This is a genomic window from Paenibacillus sp. 1-18, assembly GCF_000520755.1.
Lineage (GTDB): Bacteria > Bacillota > Bacilli > Paenibacillales > Paenibacillaceae > Paenibacillus > Paenibacillus brasilensis.
This window is the reverse complement of sequence record NZ_ASSB01000344.1, coordinates 16,233-31,911: the sequence shown is the minus strand read 5'-3', so window position 1 is coordinate 31,911 and position 15,679 is coordinate 16,233. Positions and strand designations below refer to the sequence as shown.

Sequence of the window (15,679 nt, the reverse complement as noted above, 5' to 3'; positions counted from 1 at the left end):
GGAGCTTCCCGATTTAAATCGGGAAGCTCCGCCGTTTTGTTATTTCGTCATCGCAACATATACCGTTCACGTGCACTCATTTAGAAGCTACCGCTTTTTGAAACGACTTGATTTCATCAGAAAACAACTCATAGTAGAGTCCTCGATTTTCAATCAGCTTCTGATGAGTTCCTTCTTCTACAATCCGGCCCTTGTCCAGAACTAAGATTTTATCCGCATATAAAACAGATGTATAACGATGAGAAATATACATGCCTAACTTATCTTTAATAAAATTTTGAAATTGGCGAAATACTTGTTTTTCTGATTCCGGATCCAGAAATGAACTTGGTTCATCTAACACATACACGTCAGCATCTTTAAAAAGTGCTCTGGATATCGCTATTTTTTGCCATTGGCCACCGGAGAGTTGTATCCCTCCTTCAAAATTTCTTCCTAGCTGTTGCTCTAATTGATCTGGAAAATTCCGTATTATCCTATCTATCCCTGTATGCTGTGCTGCTTCCCATATCCTAACATCATGATCGAGGTGTTCCAGCTTGCCAAAACCTATATTTTCTCTTGCCGTAAATTCGAATTGAACAAAGTCTTGAAATATAACCCCTATTCTGTTAAATAGCATTTCTTTATTATAATTGCGGATTGAGATAGAATTAATTAAAATATCTCCTTTAAAATCTTCATATAATCCCGTTAAAAGCTTTATAACCGTTGTTTTTCCCGATCCATTTCTACCAACTAGAGCAAAAGATTCTCCGCGATTAATTTTAAAACTTACATCTTTGAGAGTCAGTTCCTTTTGATCCGGATAGGCAAATGAAACGTTTTTAAATTCTAAGCATTCTATTGTAGGATCAGTATGAATGCTTGATTCTTTTAACGTCATATTTGAATCCTCATCTTTATGCTGTCTATTAAAAAAAATAAATAATTCATCCAGGTACAGATTATGATCACACAATGAAATTAACCCTTGAGACACAGCATTAATATTTTGATTGGCCAATAAGACCGCTTGAACTAGTCCATAAATACTGCCCACAAGAAGCTGTTCTTTCCAGGTTATTAGTATAATAATAACCAAAGCAATGACTATAAATAATGTGCTTATAATTTGAAAAGACAAATATAAAATAATGCGTTTTTTCGCTAAATATTTATCTTCTTGATAGAAAATATTAAAAATTTCTTTGTACTTTACAATGAAGTAGTTACTGAGTTGATACAATTTTATTTCCTTAAATGAGTTTTCATTAGTCAACAAGTAATTAATATATCTGGATTTACGTTGCAAAGGAGCCCGCTTCTTCTTGGCTATATATTGAATTTGTGTAAACTTCAGTAAAGAATAAAAGGATGCCAACGGGGAAACAACAAGAATGAGTAAAATCCACCATCTGAACGCAATCAGGATGGCGATACTAGAAAATAGGGTCACTAATGAACTTAAAAGGTTAATTAACTCTTTGTAGATCTGAGTAGGTCTATCAATAGAGTCACTTTGTACTCTTTTTAGTTGATTGTGAACTTGCGGATTTTCAAAATCAGCGAGTTTAAATGTTGATGTTTTTAATATTATGGATGTTTGTAAATTATTACTTAATACAATTTGGAATAATTTTTCGGTATATTCAAGTAAACTGACAACGAGTAAGCTACATAACATCACGAGAATTAAAGGGAACACTGCACTTATTTGCAACGTATGTGATAACGATTTGGTCTCTATTTCAGAAACTAAGTACTGAATGGAAAGAAGATTCGCAATCGGGAGTAGCCCCTTTAGAAGATAACCAAAAATAATGAAAGTAAAATATTTTTTATCCGTTCTCCATAATAATTTAGTTAACTCCGGCCAGTATTGAAATGAATGGAGTATGGATTTGACATTAAGATGTTCCGCTCTATGTTCCATACATTTCGTCCCTTCCTTTTACTATTCTCATTAAGAAACAGCCTTAATCGACTTGGCGTGTGTATACTTTCCCAGGATTCATTCTGCGGACCTCAAGGACAATGCCATATTTCAGACGCTTAAAATCATCCAATTGCTTCTCCGACAATTTGGTTGGTTGGGGCAGGATATAATCGACCCATTTACTCGCCCAATCCATCCCAAAGTTAAACTCTAGAAGCTTATTGGAATAGATATTAATTTGCAGTTTATTATGATTTTGTAGTATTACTTTCGGTTCGAACGAGGACATGGAGTGCATCCGAGTGATCTCCAAGGTATAGCGCACCGGATTTGCACCTCGTTCCCTAGCAACTTGATACAGTGCTTCAAAAAGGGTGGCAAATTGCTCTGCCTGATACGAATCAATCCCCTTGTACTCCACTTGAGTTTGTCCCACTCTTATCGTTTGAAACGGTGTCGTTCGAACTTGCTCGTTATATATCCCCTCATATCCCCACACACTAAGTAGTAGGCAACAGGCGAAAACTGTGCTGATCCAAGGGACCATTGACTTTTTGCCGCCTCCACGCCGATTGGAGAATAACGTTCCCATTCCGTAGAACATCAGACTAAAAGCGAACAGAGCGATGACATTCCGCCAATTAATCATATAGGGATTGAATCTGTTCACAATGGGAGAAATATAACGTAACTTTTCACTATAAGTCCAGGGCATTAAGCCTATCCGCAGATAAAAAGCAATGAGAACAGCCAAAGCCCACCCATTATGATTCACTGTTTGTCCCATCAAGAGACCGGACATGATCGCAAAGATGCCGGAAGAAAATACAATAATAACCAAATTCCACAATGGGGCATCCATGAACATCCTCCATAAAAGTCCCATCATCATCAGAAAAAGAGGGAATGAAAGGAGTAAGGAAACATAAAACTGGTAAGAAATCAGACGATAAGTAGGCAGAACGGAGATCGACAGATATTGCTCGGTATGATTTCGTTTATGTAAACTGGTAATCTGCAAAGAGAAGAAAGCAACAAACAGCAAATTGATAATATAATTGGTTGTTAGCCCCGCATTCATAAATAAATTAAATAATATGACCACACTCAAGGAAACGAGAAAGGTTATCGCTTGTTCCTTTCGAAGTAAAAGCTGCAGCCAGAAGCGAACTATTTTTACACTCATCATGACACCCTCGCCATCCACACATGATTACTGACTCGCATCAATACCCATGCGATTAGAAACAGGAACAATCGTCCGAAAGCAAACGACCATGTGAAAAAGTTTGACGTAATCCAATCGGGATTGAACCAGATGGATATGTAAGGAACATTAAAATTCATACTGCTAAAAAGGTAGACAATCATTATGATTGTCACATATATTTGTTTGCGCAATAGTAAGCTCAATATGACGGTGACTTGAACCGAGAAAGCTATTGTTGCTATGCCTGCCGCTGTTAACGGAAGCAGTATCATCACCTGAGCCCTACCATTCAGCCACTGAATCACGCAAATGAGAGCTAAAGAGATGAACTGAATGAGGCAAATTACTCCCCACAACACACAACTCTTACAGTGAAAATATCTGTCTGTTTGATACAGTTTGGGCACAATGACAGAGGATATCATTTTTTGCTTTTCGTCATCATAAAGAAAGGAGTATATCAACGGTAAGAGTAGTATAGTAAAAAACATCTGAATATGAAGCAGGAATATCCATTGTTCTGTGTCTGTATTGCCACTAGTTAGATGTATAATTAAGGGGGTGAAAAAACAAGAAAATCCTATCATCAGGATAAGTAATACACTTTTCTTCATAAGCAAAATTTCAAATCGTATTAAAGCTTTGGTTTTTTGTCGCATCCTATTGACTCTCCTTCCTCGGAAATGTGCAGGTATGCATCCTCAAGGTTAGCCGTTTCGGGTACGACTTCTGTGCAACAATCCGGCGGACGATCACACAAGAGGCGAGCCTGAAGCCTTCCGTCTTTCCTCACAACAGACACAATGCGAGCCTGCTGACTCAATTGTTCTAGCTGACGCTTATCGACATCGGCTAACCACACTTTACCTTCAAGAGTTCGAATCATATCGTCTATAAGCCCTTGGTACAAGCAACGTCCTTCCCTTAAAATAAGCAGTTTTTCACATGTGCTTGAAATATCAGGAACAATATGAGTGGATAACAATACAATACAGTCTTCTCCGTAGCTTTGGAGCAGATTGCGAAAAGCAATCCGCTCTTTAGGGTCCAGTCCTACTGTCGGTTCATCAACAATTAGCAGCTTGGGCTGTCCCAGCATAGCTTGGGCAATACCAAACCGCTGTTTCATACCTCCGGATAGTTGCTTCACTTTTTTATGGGCATGATGGGTAAGGCCCACCTCCATTAATCGGAGGGACACTTCCTTCTGAATATGACGCTCCCCTTGAATGCCTTTTAAAGTAGCAATATAGTTCATGGACTCCATAATTGTCACATTCGGAAAAAAATCAAAGTGCTGGGGCAGGTAACCCAGTAAAGAGCGAATAGCATCGGGTTCCTTTCTTAAGGAGTGTCCGAATATGTCAACCTCTCCTTCGTCAAATGAAAGCAGTGTGGCAAGAATTTTCATTAACGTAGTCTTACCTGCTCCATTATCTCCCAGTAGTCCGAATATGCCGCTATCAATGTGAAAATGGAGTTTATTAAGCACTTGGTGAGAACCGTATGACTTACATAAGCCTTGCACATCAATTGCCAATTGAGACATCCTCCAGTATTGGTTTTTGCTGCCGCTTGGCAGGGAACAAGTTTCTCTTGTCTTCTTCAGTCAATCGTAAGTATAGTTTTAGGCAATCCATTATTTCGCTTCGTATAAAGTTACAATATTTATCAACCGGTTTATTTATTGAACCACTAAACACTAGATTTTCTTGAGGACATCCGCCACCGCATAAATTTTTAGCCCAACAATCTGCACATGTTGTTCTCATCTCTAAACGAAGCTCGCTAAGAGTGTCACTCTTCTTCTTTGCATTTAACCCATCTTTTACATTTCCTAAAGAATAATTTTTTTCTTTAACGAACCGTTGACAAGGGTATAGGTTTCCGTGTACATCAACGGCCAGCATATGTGAGACCGCTCCACAAAAATAATGTCGCGTGGAAGAAGAATGAATCATTCTCAAGTACTTTAAAATATTGGATATTTGACGAGCATCTCGATATTGTTTAGCTTGAATCAAGGATTCAAAATAACCAACCAGTTTGGTGAATTCTGAAGCATATTTTTCAAAATCTTCTTCATTAAGCATCTCAACTGCGGGATACATCGCAACATTATGAATACCAATCTCCATTAAATGAGTGAATGTATGTGTTATATTTAGTTGCACGGGTGAAACGGTGGCTCTTGCAGTAAGGCCCCCTTTTTCTCTTAGATTTTTCGTCTTTTTTAGAATAGTATCGTAGGTTCCTTTTCTGTTCTGAAAATATCGATTGTAGTCGTGTGTTTCTCGATCACCATCCAGACTAATTTGAGTGGAAACATGATGATCCAGCAAAAAAATTTCGATTTCTTTGGATATTAAGGTACCGTTCGTTGTCATGCTATATGTAACCTTTTTATTTGAGCTTTTTTGTTTGGTTTTAGTATAGGCCACGATTTCTTTAATAACTTTAAAGTTCAGAAGCGGCTCTCCCCCGAAAAAGCAAATGTTTAATTCTTCTTCTTCACCGGACTGATCAAACAAATAGTCTACGGCTCTTAATGCTGTCTCCGTGTCCATTCTTCCTTTATCGTTATATTCCCCGTCTCCACCATAACAGTATGAGCATCTCAAGTTGCATTCTTGTACCAGCATAAGAATTATAGAAGATATGCTCAATTTTTCATCAGTATAGTTATGAAAAACCTCATTAGTTGACGAATCATCAAACTGTATAACGGATGCTGTCTCCAAGTTAGTTAACAACGAATCTACATCTTCCTTAGTAGAACGATGATTAAGAAGCTCGTATATCTCCTCTACTTTTTTTCCTTCACTACGACATATCTCGAGTACTGTATCATCAATCTGAAAGAGGCCATTTGTTTCCACAATGTACAAATATAAATTATCTTTTTCTTCTATAACTTTGATGGGATTTGCTCTTAATGGGCCATTAAACATCTTTGATCGTCCTTTCATAATTGAGATACAAACAGGAGAAGTCCAAGAAATTAATTCCCGGACCTCCTGTTTAATTAATCCGTGTCTCATTGTTTCTCAGATTGCGCGGCGCATGTAACATCAATAAGTATCTCTTGTAATATAAGCCATATGACTTTCGCTTCAACAAAACCAATCGGACCCATCACATGTTATACAACAATCTTCTGCATTTCATGTAATTTTTTTGTTTTTTACAGGATATTAGATAGCATGAGCAACTTTAATGACCATCATTATCTATACGAAAACAAACACCTCCACCTTCCATGGTGCAAATCCAATCTTCGGTGTCACAACTAGTACAAGCATCTCTTCTATCACAGATATAACATTCAGACATAGGAGAAATACCACCTTGAGCAGCTTGGTTCATAGGTTCAAACATCCGAGTCACCTCCTTATTATCTGTATTATTTGTTACTAGTTTATTATAGTAATTCTTTTTTTTTGGTTTAAATGCTTTTTTGAAGTTAATTGTATCAATTTTGTTAACGCTTTATTTTTGAAGTATTTGTAAGTACATATAATAAAATGTATGCGCCTAGTTGCTCTTCAAAAATAAAACTTTAATATTGGTGGTGACTGATTTGAGAGCGTAAAATATTATGTGTAAATAGAAACAGGAAGACCTTTTCTAGTAGAATGAAGTTACCACACACCATTCACAGAAAAGAGGTCTTCCCTATGAATCATTTTACAACAGATTTAGTCCAAGCTCTAGTCACCAAACAGGATGTTACTCCGGTTTTCCGTGATCACTTGGAAAAAGCCATGAACCACCTGCTTCAAACCGAGTTAATGGCCTTTCTGGATTACGAAAAGTACGATCGTGCCGGAGTCAATTCAGGGAATTCTCGCAATGGAGCATACTCCCGTACGATTCATACCGAATACGGGGATCTGTGTCTTAGCATCCCAAGGGATCGTAACGGTGAGTTTAAACAGCAGACCGTGGCTCCTTATAAGCGTTCCAATGACACCCTGGAATCCTTTGTCATCCATATGTTCCAAAAGGGCGTCACGATGACTGAGATTTCAGACCTGCTCGAAAAAATGTACGGCTATCACTACACGCCACAGACGGTGTCGAACATGACAAGGGGGATGGTGGAGCATGTGGATGCCTTTGCGAAGCGCACGCTAGCTCCGCGCTACGTGTGCGTCTATGTCGATGCCACCTATATTGCCGTGAAGCGGGACACCGTATCCAAGGAAGCTGTGTATATTGCCGTGGGCATTCGTGAAGATGGCTCCAAGGAAGTCTTGACCTATACCGTAGCACCTACAGAGTCCGCCTACATTTGGAATGAGCTGTTACAGGACGTGAAAGCACGAGGAGCCGAAGAAATATTACTGTTCATCTCGGACGGTCTGACTGGCGTGGAATCCGCCATTAAGCAGGTTTTTCCCCAGGCTAAATACCAAGTCTGCCTCGTACACGTTGCCCGTAATATCGCTCATAAAGTACGGGTGTCTGATCGTGCGAGCATCTGTGAGGACTTCAAAACGGTGTATCGGGCAGAGGATGAAGCAGCGGGTAGAGCTGCCCTGGAGACCTTTTGCGACAAGTGGAAGTCCTCTTACCCCAAGGTGGTTAAGTCATTACGCGACAATCCCAACCTCTTTACGTTCTATAGCTTTCCCAAGCCCATTTGGAGAAGCATTTACTCCAGCAATCTCATTGAATCGTTGAACAAACAAATCAAAAAATACACCAAGCGCAAGGAACAATTCCCTCATGAGGAGGCCTTGGAGAAGTTTCTGGTTTCACAGTTTGAGAGCTACAACCAACGCTTCGCTACTCGTTGCCATATCGGCTTCGATCAGGCTCGTGCTGAACTCCAGGCCATGTTCACCACCACAGATTAATACCACCTTCTACGGGAAAGGTTATGTTCATTTACACAAACTTCTTGACGCTCCCGGCAGAAAACGGGTCAGGAAAGACAACAGTAATAAAACTTTTAACGGGATTATATGAAGATTTTAAAGGAGATATTTTAATCAATTCTATCTCGATTCGAAATTATCATAAAGAATTACTTTATAAAAAAATAGGTGTTATATTTCAAGATTTTGTTCAATTTGATTTTTCAGTAAGAGAAAATATAGGTTTTGGCAGTATAGATCATCTTGAATTTGATACTAGGATATGGAAATCGGCACAGTATACAGGAGTAGATAAGGTAATACGAGATCTGCCTAATCAATTAGAACAACAGCTAGGAAGAAACTTTGAAGGGGGTATACAGCTTTCAGGAGGGCAGTGGCAAAAGATAGCTATATCCAGAGCGCTCTTCAAAGATGCTGACGTTTACGTATTAGATGAGCCTAGTTCATTTCTTGATCCAGAATCAGAAAAACAAGTATTTCGCCAATTTCAAAATTTTGTTATTGATAGGCTTTGCCTCTACATTTCTCATCGTTATACCTCTGTTCTATATGCAGGTAAAATTTTAGTTCTGGATAAGGGTCAGATTATAGAAGAAGGAACTCACCAAGAACTAATTGAAAGTCGAGGGCTTTACTATGATTTATTTTCTGATGAAATTAATACATTCCAGGAAGCGCTAGTTACTAATGATACACGCTAACTGTATATAGAGATTCCGGCAAACAGTTAGATTGCGAACAAACGTTTTTTTACCTTATGAGAAGGAGACTATGTAGAGTATCTTGTGAATACAAATCATAGCCACAATACAAACAACGGAGCTTCTCTTTGAAAGAGAGGCTCCGCTTTTTTGGCTTCACATGGACATATTTATATATGAGTCAGGCAATATTGATGAGATAACGTCCGAATTTTTCTTTTCAATCTGTAGATGCGGGTCGTTGTAGCCGTAACGGAGATATTATATTTGATAGCAAGGAAGGGCACAGGTATATGTTGACAAAAGTAGTCTTGATAGAGCATATATTCATTTTTTGAAAGCTGCGTCAGTATGTTAACGATAACCGTATCCACATCTCCCAGCCTTCGATTCTCCCACTCCTCTTCCACCGAATTTGAAAACCTGTATATCTGTTCGTATTGAAGCGCAGCTTCATGCTTTTTTTGTGTATAGTAGCTCCTGAATGATTTACATACAAGATTCTTAGCCGTAAGGTACAACCAACCTTTGACATTGGGGTGCTGTTTTAGCTTGACCAGTTGCTGTCTTGCTGCGACAAAAGTATCCTGCGTACATTCTTCCGCCATAAATTTGAAGCAGGACTGATTCTTGATCAAATGCAGGCAAAAACGATAGACTTCACCTAGATAAAGCTCACAAATCTTCCTGTAAAAGCATCTAGAACTTCTGCGACATTGATCCTCTTCACAGCAGTCGATAACCATCTTGGTTGGCATGTTCAAGCCCCCTTTGGACGGATAAAAAGGATAAAAGAGATTAATATATCCCAATCATATACATTAATTCCAATTTAGAAGGATGACATAAATCATACTTTAATCTCGTTAATATGGAATTACTAGAACAGTTAGGAGATTTTTTAAGGTGATTTTGATGCAGAGACGGAATTAGTAAATAGGAGGGGAGGATGCATGAGCTGGAAGGGGGGAAAGGATGAAAGAATCAATCGTATACAAACGGTTGGCGGCAACATTTAGACCTCATCTGAAAACGGTGGCTATCATTTTGGCATGTTTAATCGTATCAGCGGGCTTGAATATATTATTGCCTTTGACAAGCAAAATGATTGTGGACCAGGGTCTCCTGAAAGGGAATATGCAGGCTGTAATCCTGTACACTTCTGCTGCGTTTTTAATCGTTTGCTTGGACAAGCTGCTGAACGTGTGTAAAGAAAACTTTCGTGCAGGCTTAAGCGCACAGGTTACCTTCTCTTTATTTGAAAAGGGGTATCTGCATCTGACAAGAATCCGAATGAGCTATTTTAACCGAACCAATGAAGCTGAACTGCTAAACCAAATTAGTACAGATGTAGGCAATGTATCGAGGATCACGGATAGCGGAATATTTTTTATCATTATGCAGGCGTTCAGCATGATTGGTGGTTTATGCGGATTGCTGCTCATTAACTGGAAGATGACTGTAATTGTGCTGTGCTTTTTGCCCATCAAATATGTCGTTGTGAAGTATTTTGTGAAGCGCAGAAAAAGACTGGTGGGGGATTTAATTGAAGGCAGTAGTGACTTTGCCCAGTGGTTTGGGGAATCTATCGGAGGCATGAAGGAACAGCGAATGTTTGGTCTTATTCCACATAGGCACCAGCAGTTCTCATCCAGGCAGCGTCGAATTGTAGATTCGGAACGGAAGTTATCACTTCTGGACGCGTGGAATATCGCTTCGGAATCAATTTTAGTTCAACTCCTCATGATGCTTCTGTATGTTGTTGGAGCTAATCTTATTTTTCGTTTACAGCTCAGTGTAGGCGGTATTTTTGCCTTTGTTTCTTACAGTGCCTATGTTACCACACCTGTTTTCGCTATTTTAAATATTGGTTACATTCTGGCTGAAGTGGTTCCTTCCTCCATTCGATATTATCAGTTTTTGGATTGGGCGGAGGAAGAGACATCTAATTCGGTCACTCCAGCGTCTTTCCTTTCAGAGCCGCCCCTCGAAAATCATATTGCATTTCATAATGTTTCTTTTTCTTATGCCAAGGATGAACCCGTCCTGTCCCGCTTGAATTTTAGGATTGCCCGGGGGGAAAAGGTAGCGATCATCGGGGCAAATGGAGCAGGGAAGTCTACGCTGCTGGATTTGATGATGAGATTCACCCAGCCTGATCAGGGGATGATCACTTATGACGGCATTGACATTCAAAGCTACGAAATAGATGAGTACCGAAATCAAATAGCCTTGGTCAGTCAGCAGGTATATTTATTTGATACTACTATTTTTGGCAATATCCGCTTGGGCGCAGAAGTCACGAATGATGAAATAGAGGCTATTATCGCGGAGGTTGGTTTGGAAGAATTGGTTCAGAGCTTGGAAGATGATTTCCCAATAGGCTCGAATGGCTCCAGGTTGTCGGGTGGTCAAAGACAGAAAATTGCCATGGCTCGGGCCTTGGTCAGGGAAGCGCCATTGTTTATTTTTGATGAGGTGACCTCCAATTTGGATACGGCAGCCAGGCTAAATGTCCAGCAATTGTTGAAGACCCGTTTACGTGACAAGACCGTAATGATCGTTACACATCGGAGCGAGGTATTAGCACATGTCGATAAAGTCATTTTGCTGGAGAAAGGCGAGCCTGCTCAAATAGGGTCACATTCCTATTTTATGAACGGTCATGCCGGTTACAGAGAATGGGTATTCGAGCATGAAGAGGCTGCAATAAAATGATGAAAAAAACAAACGCTTTCATAGTGTGATTTAACACCATGCAAGGAATTAGTATAGGTGAACACCCTTTTACATCATATTATGAATGGGAGGAGTAGTTTAACATGCGTAAGCTTGTGAAAAGAAGTGCAAATGTAGGCGACACGATTGAGGCATTTGGCTGTGGTTGTTCCTGTTATTGTCCTTGCTCCTGTTATTGCGCAGGCAGTCTGACTCGAAGCTCCAATACTCAGCGAGAAAGTGACGGCTCTTATCGCAGAGATAATGGAACTGGAATTGGCAATTATTAAGCTTGTATCTGTATGGAGGGGCCTGGGAATTCCAGGCTCTTCTGTCCACATCAAAACAGAGTAGGTGTGAATTGTGAACATTTGCCAACCCTTTATATACACATTTCAGACGAGACTCCACCATTATGTATATGATGTCAATACCAACTTGATCCTGCGGATTAAAGAGGAGGCTTATCATTTTCTGAATTCGCATTCCAGCTTCGACCTGGATCAGATGGAGGCTGCACCGGAATTGCAGCAGTATATCCGTGATTTGTTGGATAACGGATTTTTATCTTCACAGCGTCCGCAGATTGTGATTCATCCCAAGACGAAGCATTTGGAGCATATGCTGCAGCATCAGCTTAAGACCCTCACCTTGCAGGTAACTCAAAATTGCAATCTTAGATGTTCTTATTGCGTGTATTCAGGAGGATATGAAAATCGAGGTCATACCAGTCTGATGATGGATTTTGAGACAGCACGCAAGTGTATTGATTTTGTCATTGATCGGTCAGTAGACAGTGACCGTTTGGATTTTGGGTTTTATGGGGGAGAGCCGCTCATTAATTTTCCGTTGATCAAGCAATGTGTGGAATATATCAAGGAGCAGGTAGTGTATAGAGATGTAGGCTTTCATTTGACGACTAATGGTACGTTGCTTAATGACGATATTTTAGCCTTTCTGGATGAACATCGTTTTGTGCTTACCATCAGTCTGGACGGAGATCAGGAGAATCATGACAGAAACAGACGGTTTGCTGTTAACGGGCGGGGCTCCTTCGATACGATCATTGCCAATGTGGACAAAATTAAAAGGAATTACCCGGCCCTTTTTGAATGGATTAATTTTAATGTGGTGCTGGATACCCGCAATGATTTTGGTTGTATCAATGATTTTTATACGAATTATGAAACATTCGAAAGTCTGTACAGTGTAAGGTCGTCCTACATTAACGATGCTTATGTGAAGGATGAAATTTTATACAGGAATGCATTTATTGAGCAGAGAGGCTATGAGGTTTTTAAAATGATGCTCTCCAAGTTTGGAAGAGTGGATGAAAGTCATGTCTCCAAGCTGATTAAGGACTATTATATTCAGTTATATTTCCGAATGTTTCATTATAGAAAGCCTTCTGCGGGGATGCCGATAGAAGCACATCATGGCGGACCCTGTGTGCCTGGTGTTCAGCGTTTGTTTGCAGATGTACATGGAAATCTGTTTCCATGTGAACGGGTGAGTGAGCAGTCGGAGGTGGTACAGATTGGAAAGGTGGACACTGGCTTTGAGGTGGATAAAATCAGCCGAATTTTAAATGTAGGGACCATCACGGAGGATGCATGTAAAAACTGCTGGAATTTTCGTTTTTGTACGCTATGTGTTGCTGTAGCAGATGATTTGCATACCTTGTCCAAAGAAAAGAAGATGAGCCACTGCTCCGTCGTTAAAAACGATATCAGACATACTTTGCTTGATTTTTGCATGATGAATGAGCTGGGATATGATTTCTCTGAGGATACGATCCTTGACTTTGAAAAAGCATGAGGGGTGTCTCCATGACGAATAAATTAATCATTTTTCCGTTTGATTATGAAACGATAGCCCTGGTTAGGAATTTGAACTTATTAGGAAGTTATGGGGAAGTTGTACTTATTTCTTTTCAAGGATCGGGTATGATCGGGAAAGATGCCTGTGTAGCGGACAAGGGTGAAGCAACAGGATTCATAGTGAAGCCGGAGTCTTGTCTGGGGCAAGAAATAGAGCACTGTGATGCCATATTACTGGTACAATCCAATTTCAAGCTGGATATCGCAGAGGTTTATCTGCCGGTGATCATGAAGGCTGGACAACTTGGCAAAAAAGTCATGTGCAATTTTACTTTGCCAGACCCGTGTATGGAGTTCATCCAGTCCTGTGAGGATCATGATCACAAGCTGATTTTAAAAAATACATTTGATGTACGCACGGAACATATTTCGCCGCCAGATCCAAGCTCCGCTATCCATGATTTTTTTACACCCGTTTTGTTTGTACTAGGTCTGAACGAGCGAACCCACAAGCTTAATTTGCAGCTTAACATTCGGCAGAAGCTTGAAGCGCAAGGATATCGGGTATCGCAAATCACATCTAATGGATGCGGAGAGCTGATAGACGCACATTCATTTCCACAGTTTATGTTTGAGGGCGGTATGACCGAAGCGCAGAAGATTATCATGTTTAATCGCTATTTGAAAAAAATAGAGCAGAGCGAAAAACCTGACCTGATACTCGTAGGTATCCCTGGCGGGATTGTCCCCTTTAATAATACGTTCACGAATTATTTTGGAGTAACTTCATTTTTGGTATCCCGTGCTGTCAGACCGGACGGTCTAATCTGTTGTCTCCATTACGATAGCTACAATTTAAAATATTTGGAGCATGTGCAACAGTATATGGAAAACCGTTTTTCCTCTTCACTGTTGGGATACGCCTTGTGTAATAATGTATTCGATAGTTACTCTTCTTCCACGGTGAACATGCAATATGCTTCTGTTGATAATCGTTTCGTGGAAGAGAAAAAACAAGAGTTTTCTAATTATTCTGTGCCAATACTCAATCCGTCTAACGATGAAGATATGAGCAAGCTGGCGAACGATATTTTACATTATTTTTCGGTTGAGCATCATGTAGTTCAGTTGTAATGGAGGGGAGAACATGAACTTTACTCAGGATGTAACAGGAGCAGGAGTAAAACTGGAAAATATATTTTGGAAGCTTTTTAACATAAAGGTGGGGGAGATCAATAAAGAGGCTACTTTACTGGGTCCCGATATGAAGTTGTTTCCCAGAGATCTGGTGTATCTATTATTTGAGGTCGAACAAAGCTTCGCTATCCGAATTCCGGAAGAGCGTATATTGGGAGGGGGGTTGCTTACATATAACAGCTTGTATGAGACGATAAAGAGTTGCTTAACAGTGGAAAAGGAATGAAGGATTTGTGAAAATGATGATAAAACATACAAAAACATACAAAAAAATCCGATATACCTCTAGAATCACTTATTAGAAGAGAATTGGAGGTTTTAGGATGAATGTATCGTTTACATCATCTCACCAATCGCCGTTCCGCACCACAGATAACAACCGACTTGAACAACGGCACCCCGTTTCCGCTCAGGCTGAAAGAAAGGGTATAGGCAAGCCGCAAAACAAGATTATTCAACAATTGACAGAGCAAAAGCAAAATTTGATGGAGAGGCGTTCGGACTATGTAAGTAATGCTCTCAAGCGTGGTCTCGGTCCTGAGGCTGTAAAGGCTGAAATGGAGGAGATAGATAAGCAGATTCAGCAAATTGACGAGAACATTCAAAAGCAGACACTGGAAGAACAAAAAAAAGCTTTAGGCATGGATGAGGAAAGCAAAAAGGAGGCTCAGACAGGTCAACAGGAACAATATACGCCCAAGACTGCAGAGGAGCAGAGGCAAGGTCAGATCACCTATACAATGCATAGTATTGTATCTGCAAACAATGAGCTGAAGAATGCCAAAGTAACCAAAATGGCACAAATCACATTGGCAAGCGAGGCTAAGGGCTGGGAAAGCACGAACTCTGCAAAATCAGCGGCTTTGCGTGAGAAGGCAGAAGGACTTGATGGAAATATCATGAAAATCGCTGCGAAAATTAATGAGCGTATCAGTGAAGCAGTGAACAACGAGCCGACAATTACAGATCGGGATAAACCAAAGGATGAGAAGGAAGCAAATACAGAGGCTGACAGGGTGTGGACTGAACAAGAGCTTCATGCCTATCTGGACTCAGCTAAAGATGGGGCGAAGACTGCAGGTACGAAGGTAAATATTGTAGTTTAATCCGGCTATTATGTGTATGGTTTGCTGAATTAGGAGGGTGCTTTCAGACAAACGCTATCGTTCGCAGAAGCACCCTTTGCTTACTCTAACCAGAACGAATAGAGCCGTGAGATTCATTCGCGA

At 40.1% G+C, this 15,679-nt stretch carries 14 protein-coding genes; 8 read left to right on the top strand and 6 right to left on the bottom strand.

The annotated features are described in order from the left end of the window. Window positions 1-76: 76 nt before the first annotated feature. The 5 genes from L693_RS0122575 to papA form a co-directional block, all read right to left on the bottom strand. Window positions 77-1,915 carry an ABC transporter ATP-binding protein gene (locus L693_RS0122575; RefSeq protein ID WP_025720182.1) on the bottom strand — a complete coding sequence of 613 codons (1,839 nt, stop codon included), beginning with the start codon at window positions 1,913-1,915 and terminating at the stop codon, window positions 77-79. 43 nt (window positions 1,916-1,958) lie between these two features. Beyond that, window positions 1,959-3,104, bottom strand: coding sequence for a hypothetical protein (locus L693_RS0122570; RefSeq protein WP_025720180.1), 1,146 nt, complete (start codon window positions 3,102-3,104; stop codon window positions 1,959-1,961). 658 nt (window positions 3,105-3,762) lie between these two features. After that, the gene (locus L693_RS0122560) at window positions 3,763-4,668 is read right to left on the bottom strand and encodes an ATP-binding cassette domain-containing protein (RefSeq protein WP_025720175.1); all 906 of its coding nucleotides are present in this window, start codon (window positions 4,666-4,668) and stop codon (window positions 3,763-3,765) included. After that, window positions 4,658-6,079 carry a PapB family radical SAM/SPASM ranthipeptide maturase gene (papB, locus tag L693_RS0122555; protein ID WP_025720174.1) on the bottom strand — a complete coding sequence of 474 codons (1,422 nt, stop codon included), beginning with the start codon at window positions 6,077-6,079 and terminating at the stop codon, window positions 4,658-4,660. The genes L693_RS0122560 and papB overlap by 11 nt, the downstream gene beginning before the upstream one ends. A gap of 262 nt (window positions 6,080-6,341) precedes the next feature. After that, window positions 6,342-6,596, bottom strand: a complete 255-nt coding sequence (gene papA / locus L693_RS31995) for a freyrasin family ranthipeptide (protein WP_269320860.1) — start codon at window positions 6,594-6,596, stop codon at window positions 6,342-6,344. 209 nt (window positions 6,597-6,805) lie between these two features. On the opposite strand from papA, the gene L693_RS0122545 reads away from it, so the two are divergent. Both L693_RS0122545 and L693_RS0122540 read left to right on the top strand, forming a co-directional pair. Beyond that, window positions 6,806-7,990 carry an IS256 family transposase gene (locus L693_RS0122545; RefSeq protein ID WP_025720173.1) on the top strand — a complete coding sequence of 395 codons (1,185 nt, stop codon included), beginning with the start codon at window positions 6,806-6,808 and terminating at the stop codon, window positions 7,988-7,990. 23 nt (window positions 7,991-8,013) lie between these two features. Beyond that, window positions 8,014-8,715 carry an ATP-binding cassette domain-containing protein gene (locus tag L693_RS0122540; protein ID WP_025720172.1) on the top strand — a complete coding sequence of 234 codons (702 nt, stop codon included), beginning with the start codon at window positions 8,014-8,016 and terminating at the stop codon, window positions 8,713-8,715. 170 nt (window positions 8,716-8,885) lie between these two features. Here L693_RS0122540 and L693_RS0122535 read toward each other — a convergent pair whose 3' ends face one another. Beyond that, window positions 8,886-9,473, bottom strand: coding sequence for an RNA polymerase sigma factor (locus L693_RS0122535; protein ID WP_025720171.1), 588 nt, complete (start codon window positions 9,471-9,473; stop codon window positions 8,886-8,888). Between the two features lie 217 nt (window positions 9,474-9,690). Between L693_RS0122535 and L693_RS0122530 the strand changes: the two genes are divergently transcribed. The 6 genes from L693_RS0122530 to L693_RS0122510 all read left to right on the top strand — a co-directional run bounded on the left by L693_RS0122530 (window position 9,691) and on the right by L693_RS0122510 (window position 15,556). Continuing rightward, window positions 9,691-11,433, top strand: coding sequence for an ABC transporter ATP-binding protein (locus L693_RS0122530; protein WP_025720170.1), 1,743 nt, complete (start codon window positions 9,691-9,693; stop codon window positions 11,431-11,433). A gap of 104 nt (window positions 11,434-11,537) precedes the next feature. After that, the gene (locus L693_RS29560; RefSeq protein ID WP_080751585.1) at window positions 11,538-11,723 is read left to right on the top strand and encodes a CLI_3235 family bacteriocin precursor; all 186 of its coding nucleotides are present in this window, start codon (window positions 11,538-11,540) and stop codon (window positions 11,721-11,723) included. A 73-nt stretch (window positions 11,724-11,796) separates the two neighbouring features. Continuing rightward, a complete protein-coding gene (gene ccpM, locus L693_RS0122525) occupies window positions 11,797-13,251 on the top strand; it encodes a Cys-rich peptide radical SAM maturase CcpM (protein WP_025720168.1) in 1,455 nt (484 codons plus the stop codon). 11 nt (window positions 13,252-13,262) lie between these two features. Then, entirely contained in the window at window positions 13,263-14,387 is a 1,125-nt protein-coding gene (locus L693_RS0122520; protein ID WP_025720167.1) for a TIGR04066 family peptide maturation system protein, read from the top strand. Window positions 14,388-14,400: 13 nt separating this feature from the next. Continuing rightward, on the top strand, window positions 14,401-14,676 hold the full coding sequence (locus tag L693_RS0122515) for a peptide maturation system acyl carrier-related protein (RefSeq protein WP_025720166.1): 276 nt from the start codon (window positions 14,401-14,403) through the stop codon (window positions 14,674-14,676). 97 nt (window positions 14,677-14,773) lie between these two features. Continuing rightward, complete coding sequence (locus L693_RS0122510) at window positions 14,774-15,556, top strand: hypothetical protein (RefSeq protein ID WP_025720165.1); 783 nt, start codon at window positions 14,774-14,776, stop codon at window positions 15,554-15,556. Window positions 15,557-15,679 lie beyond the last annotated feature (123 nt).

Coding starts and splice junctions, on each gene's coding strand:
- L693_RS0122575 (WP_025720182.1), bottom strand. CDS start 1,915: ATGGAACATAGAGCGGAACATCTTAATGTCAAATCCATACTCCATTCA.
- L693_RS0122570 (WP_025720180.1), bottom strand. CDS start 3,104: ATGAGTGTAAAAATAGTTCGCTTCTGGCTGCAGCTTTTACTTCGAAAG.
- papB (WP_025720174.1), bottom strand. CDS start 6,079: ATGTTTAATGGCCCATTAAGAGCAAATCCCATCAAAGTTATAGAAGAA.
- L693_RS0122545 (WP_025720173.1), top strand. CDS start 6,806: ATGAATCATTTTACAACAGATTTAGTCCAAGCTCTAGTCACCAAACAG.
- L693_RS0122540 (WP_025720172.1), top strand. CDS start 8,014: ATGTTCATTTACACAAACTTCTTGACGCTCCCGGCAGAAAACGGGTCA.
- L693_RS0122535 (WP_025720171.1), bottom strand. CDS start 9,473: ATGCCAACCAAGATGGTTATCGACTGCTGTGAAGAGGATCAATGTCGC.
- L693_RS0122530 (WP_025720170.1), top strand. CDS start 9,691: ATGAAAGAATCAATCGTATACAAACGGTTGGCGGCAACATTTAGACCT.
- L693_RS29560 (WP_080751585.1), top strand. CDS start 11,538: ATGCGTAAGCTTGTGAAAAGAAGTGCAAATGTAGGCGACACGATTGAG.
- L693_RS0122520 (WP_025720167.1), top strand. CDS start 13,263: ATGACGAATAAATTAATCATTTTTCCGTTTGATTATGAAACGATAGCC.
- L693_RS0122515 (WP_025720166.1), top strand. CDS start 14,401: ATGAACTTTACTCAGGATGTAACAGGAGCAGGAGTAAAACTGGAAAAT.
- L693_RS0122510 (WP_025720165.1), top strand. CDS start 14,774: ATGAATGTATCGTTTACATCATCTCACCAATCGCCGTTCCGCACCACA.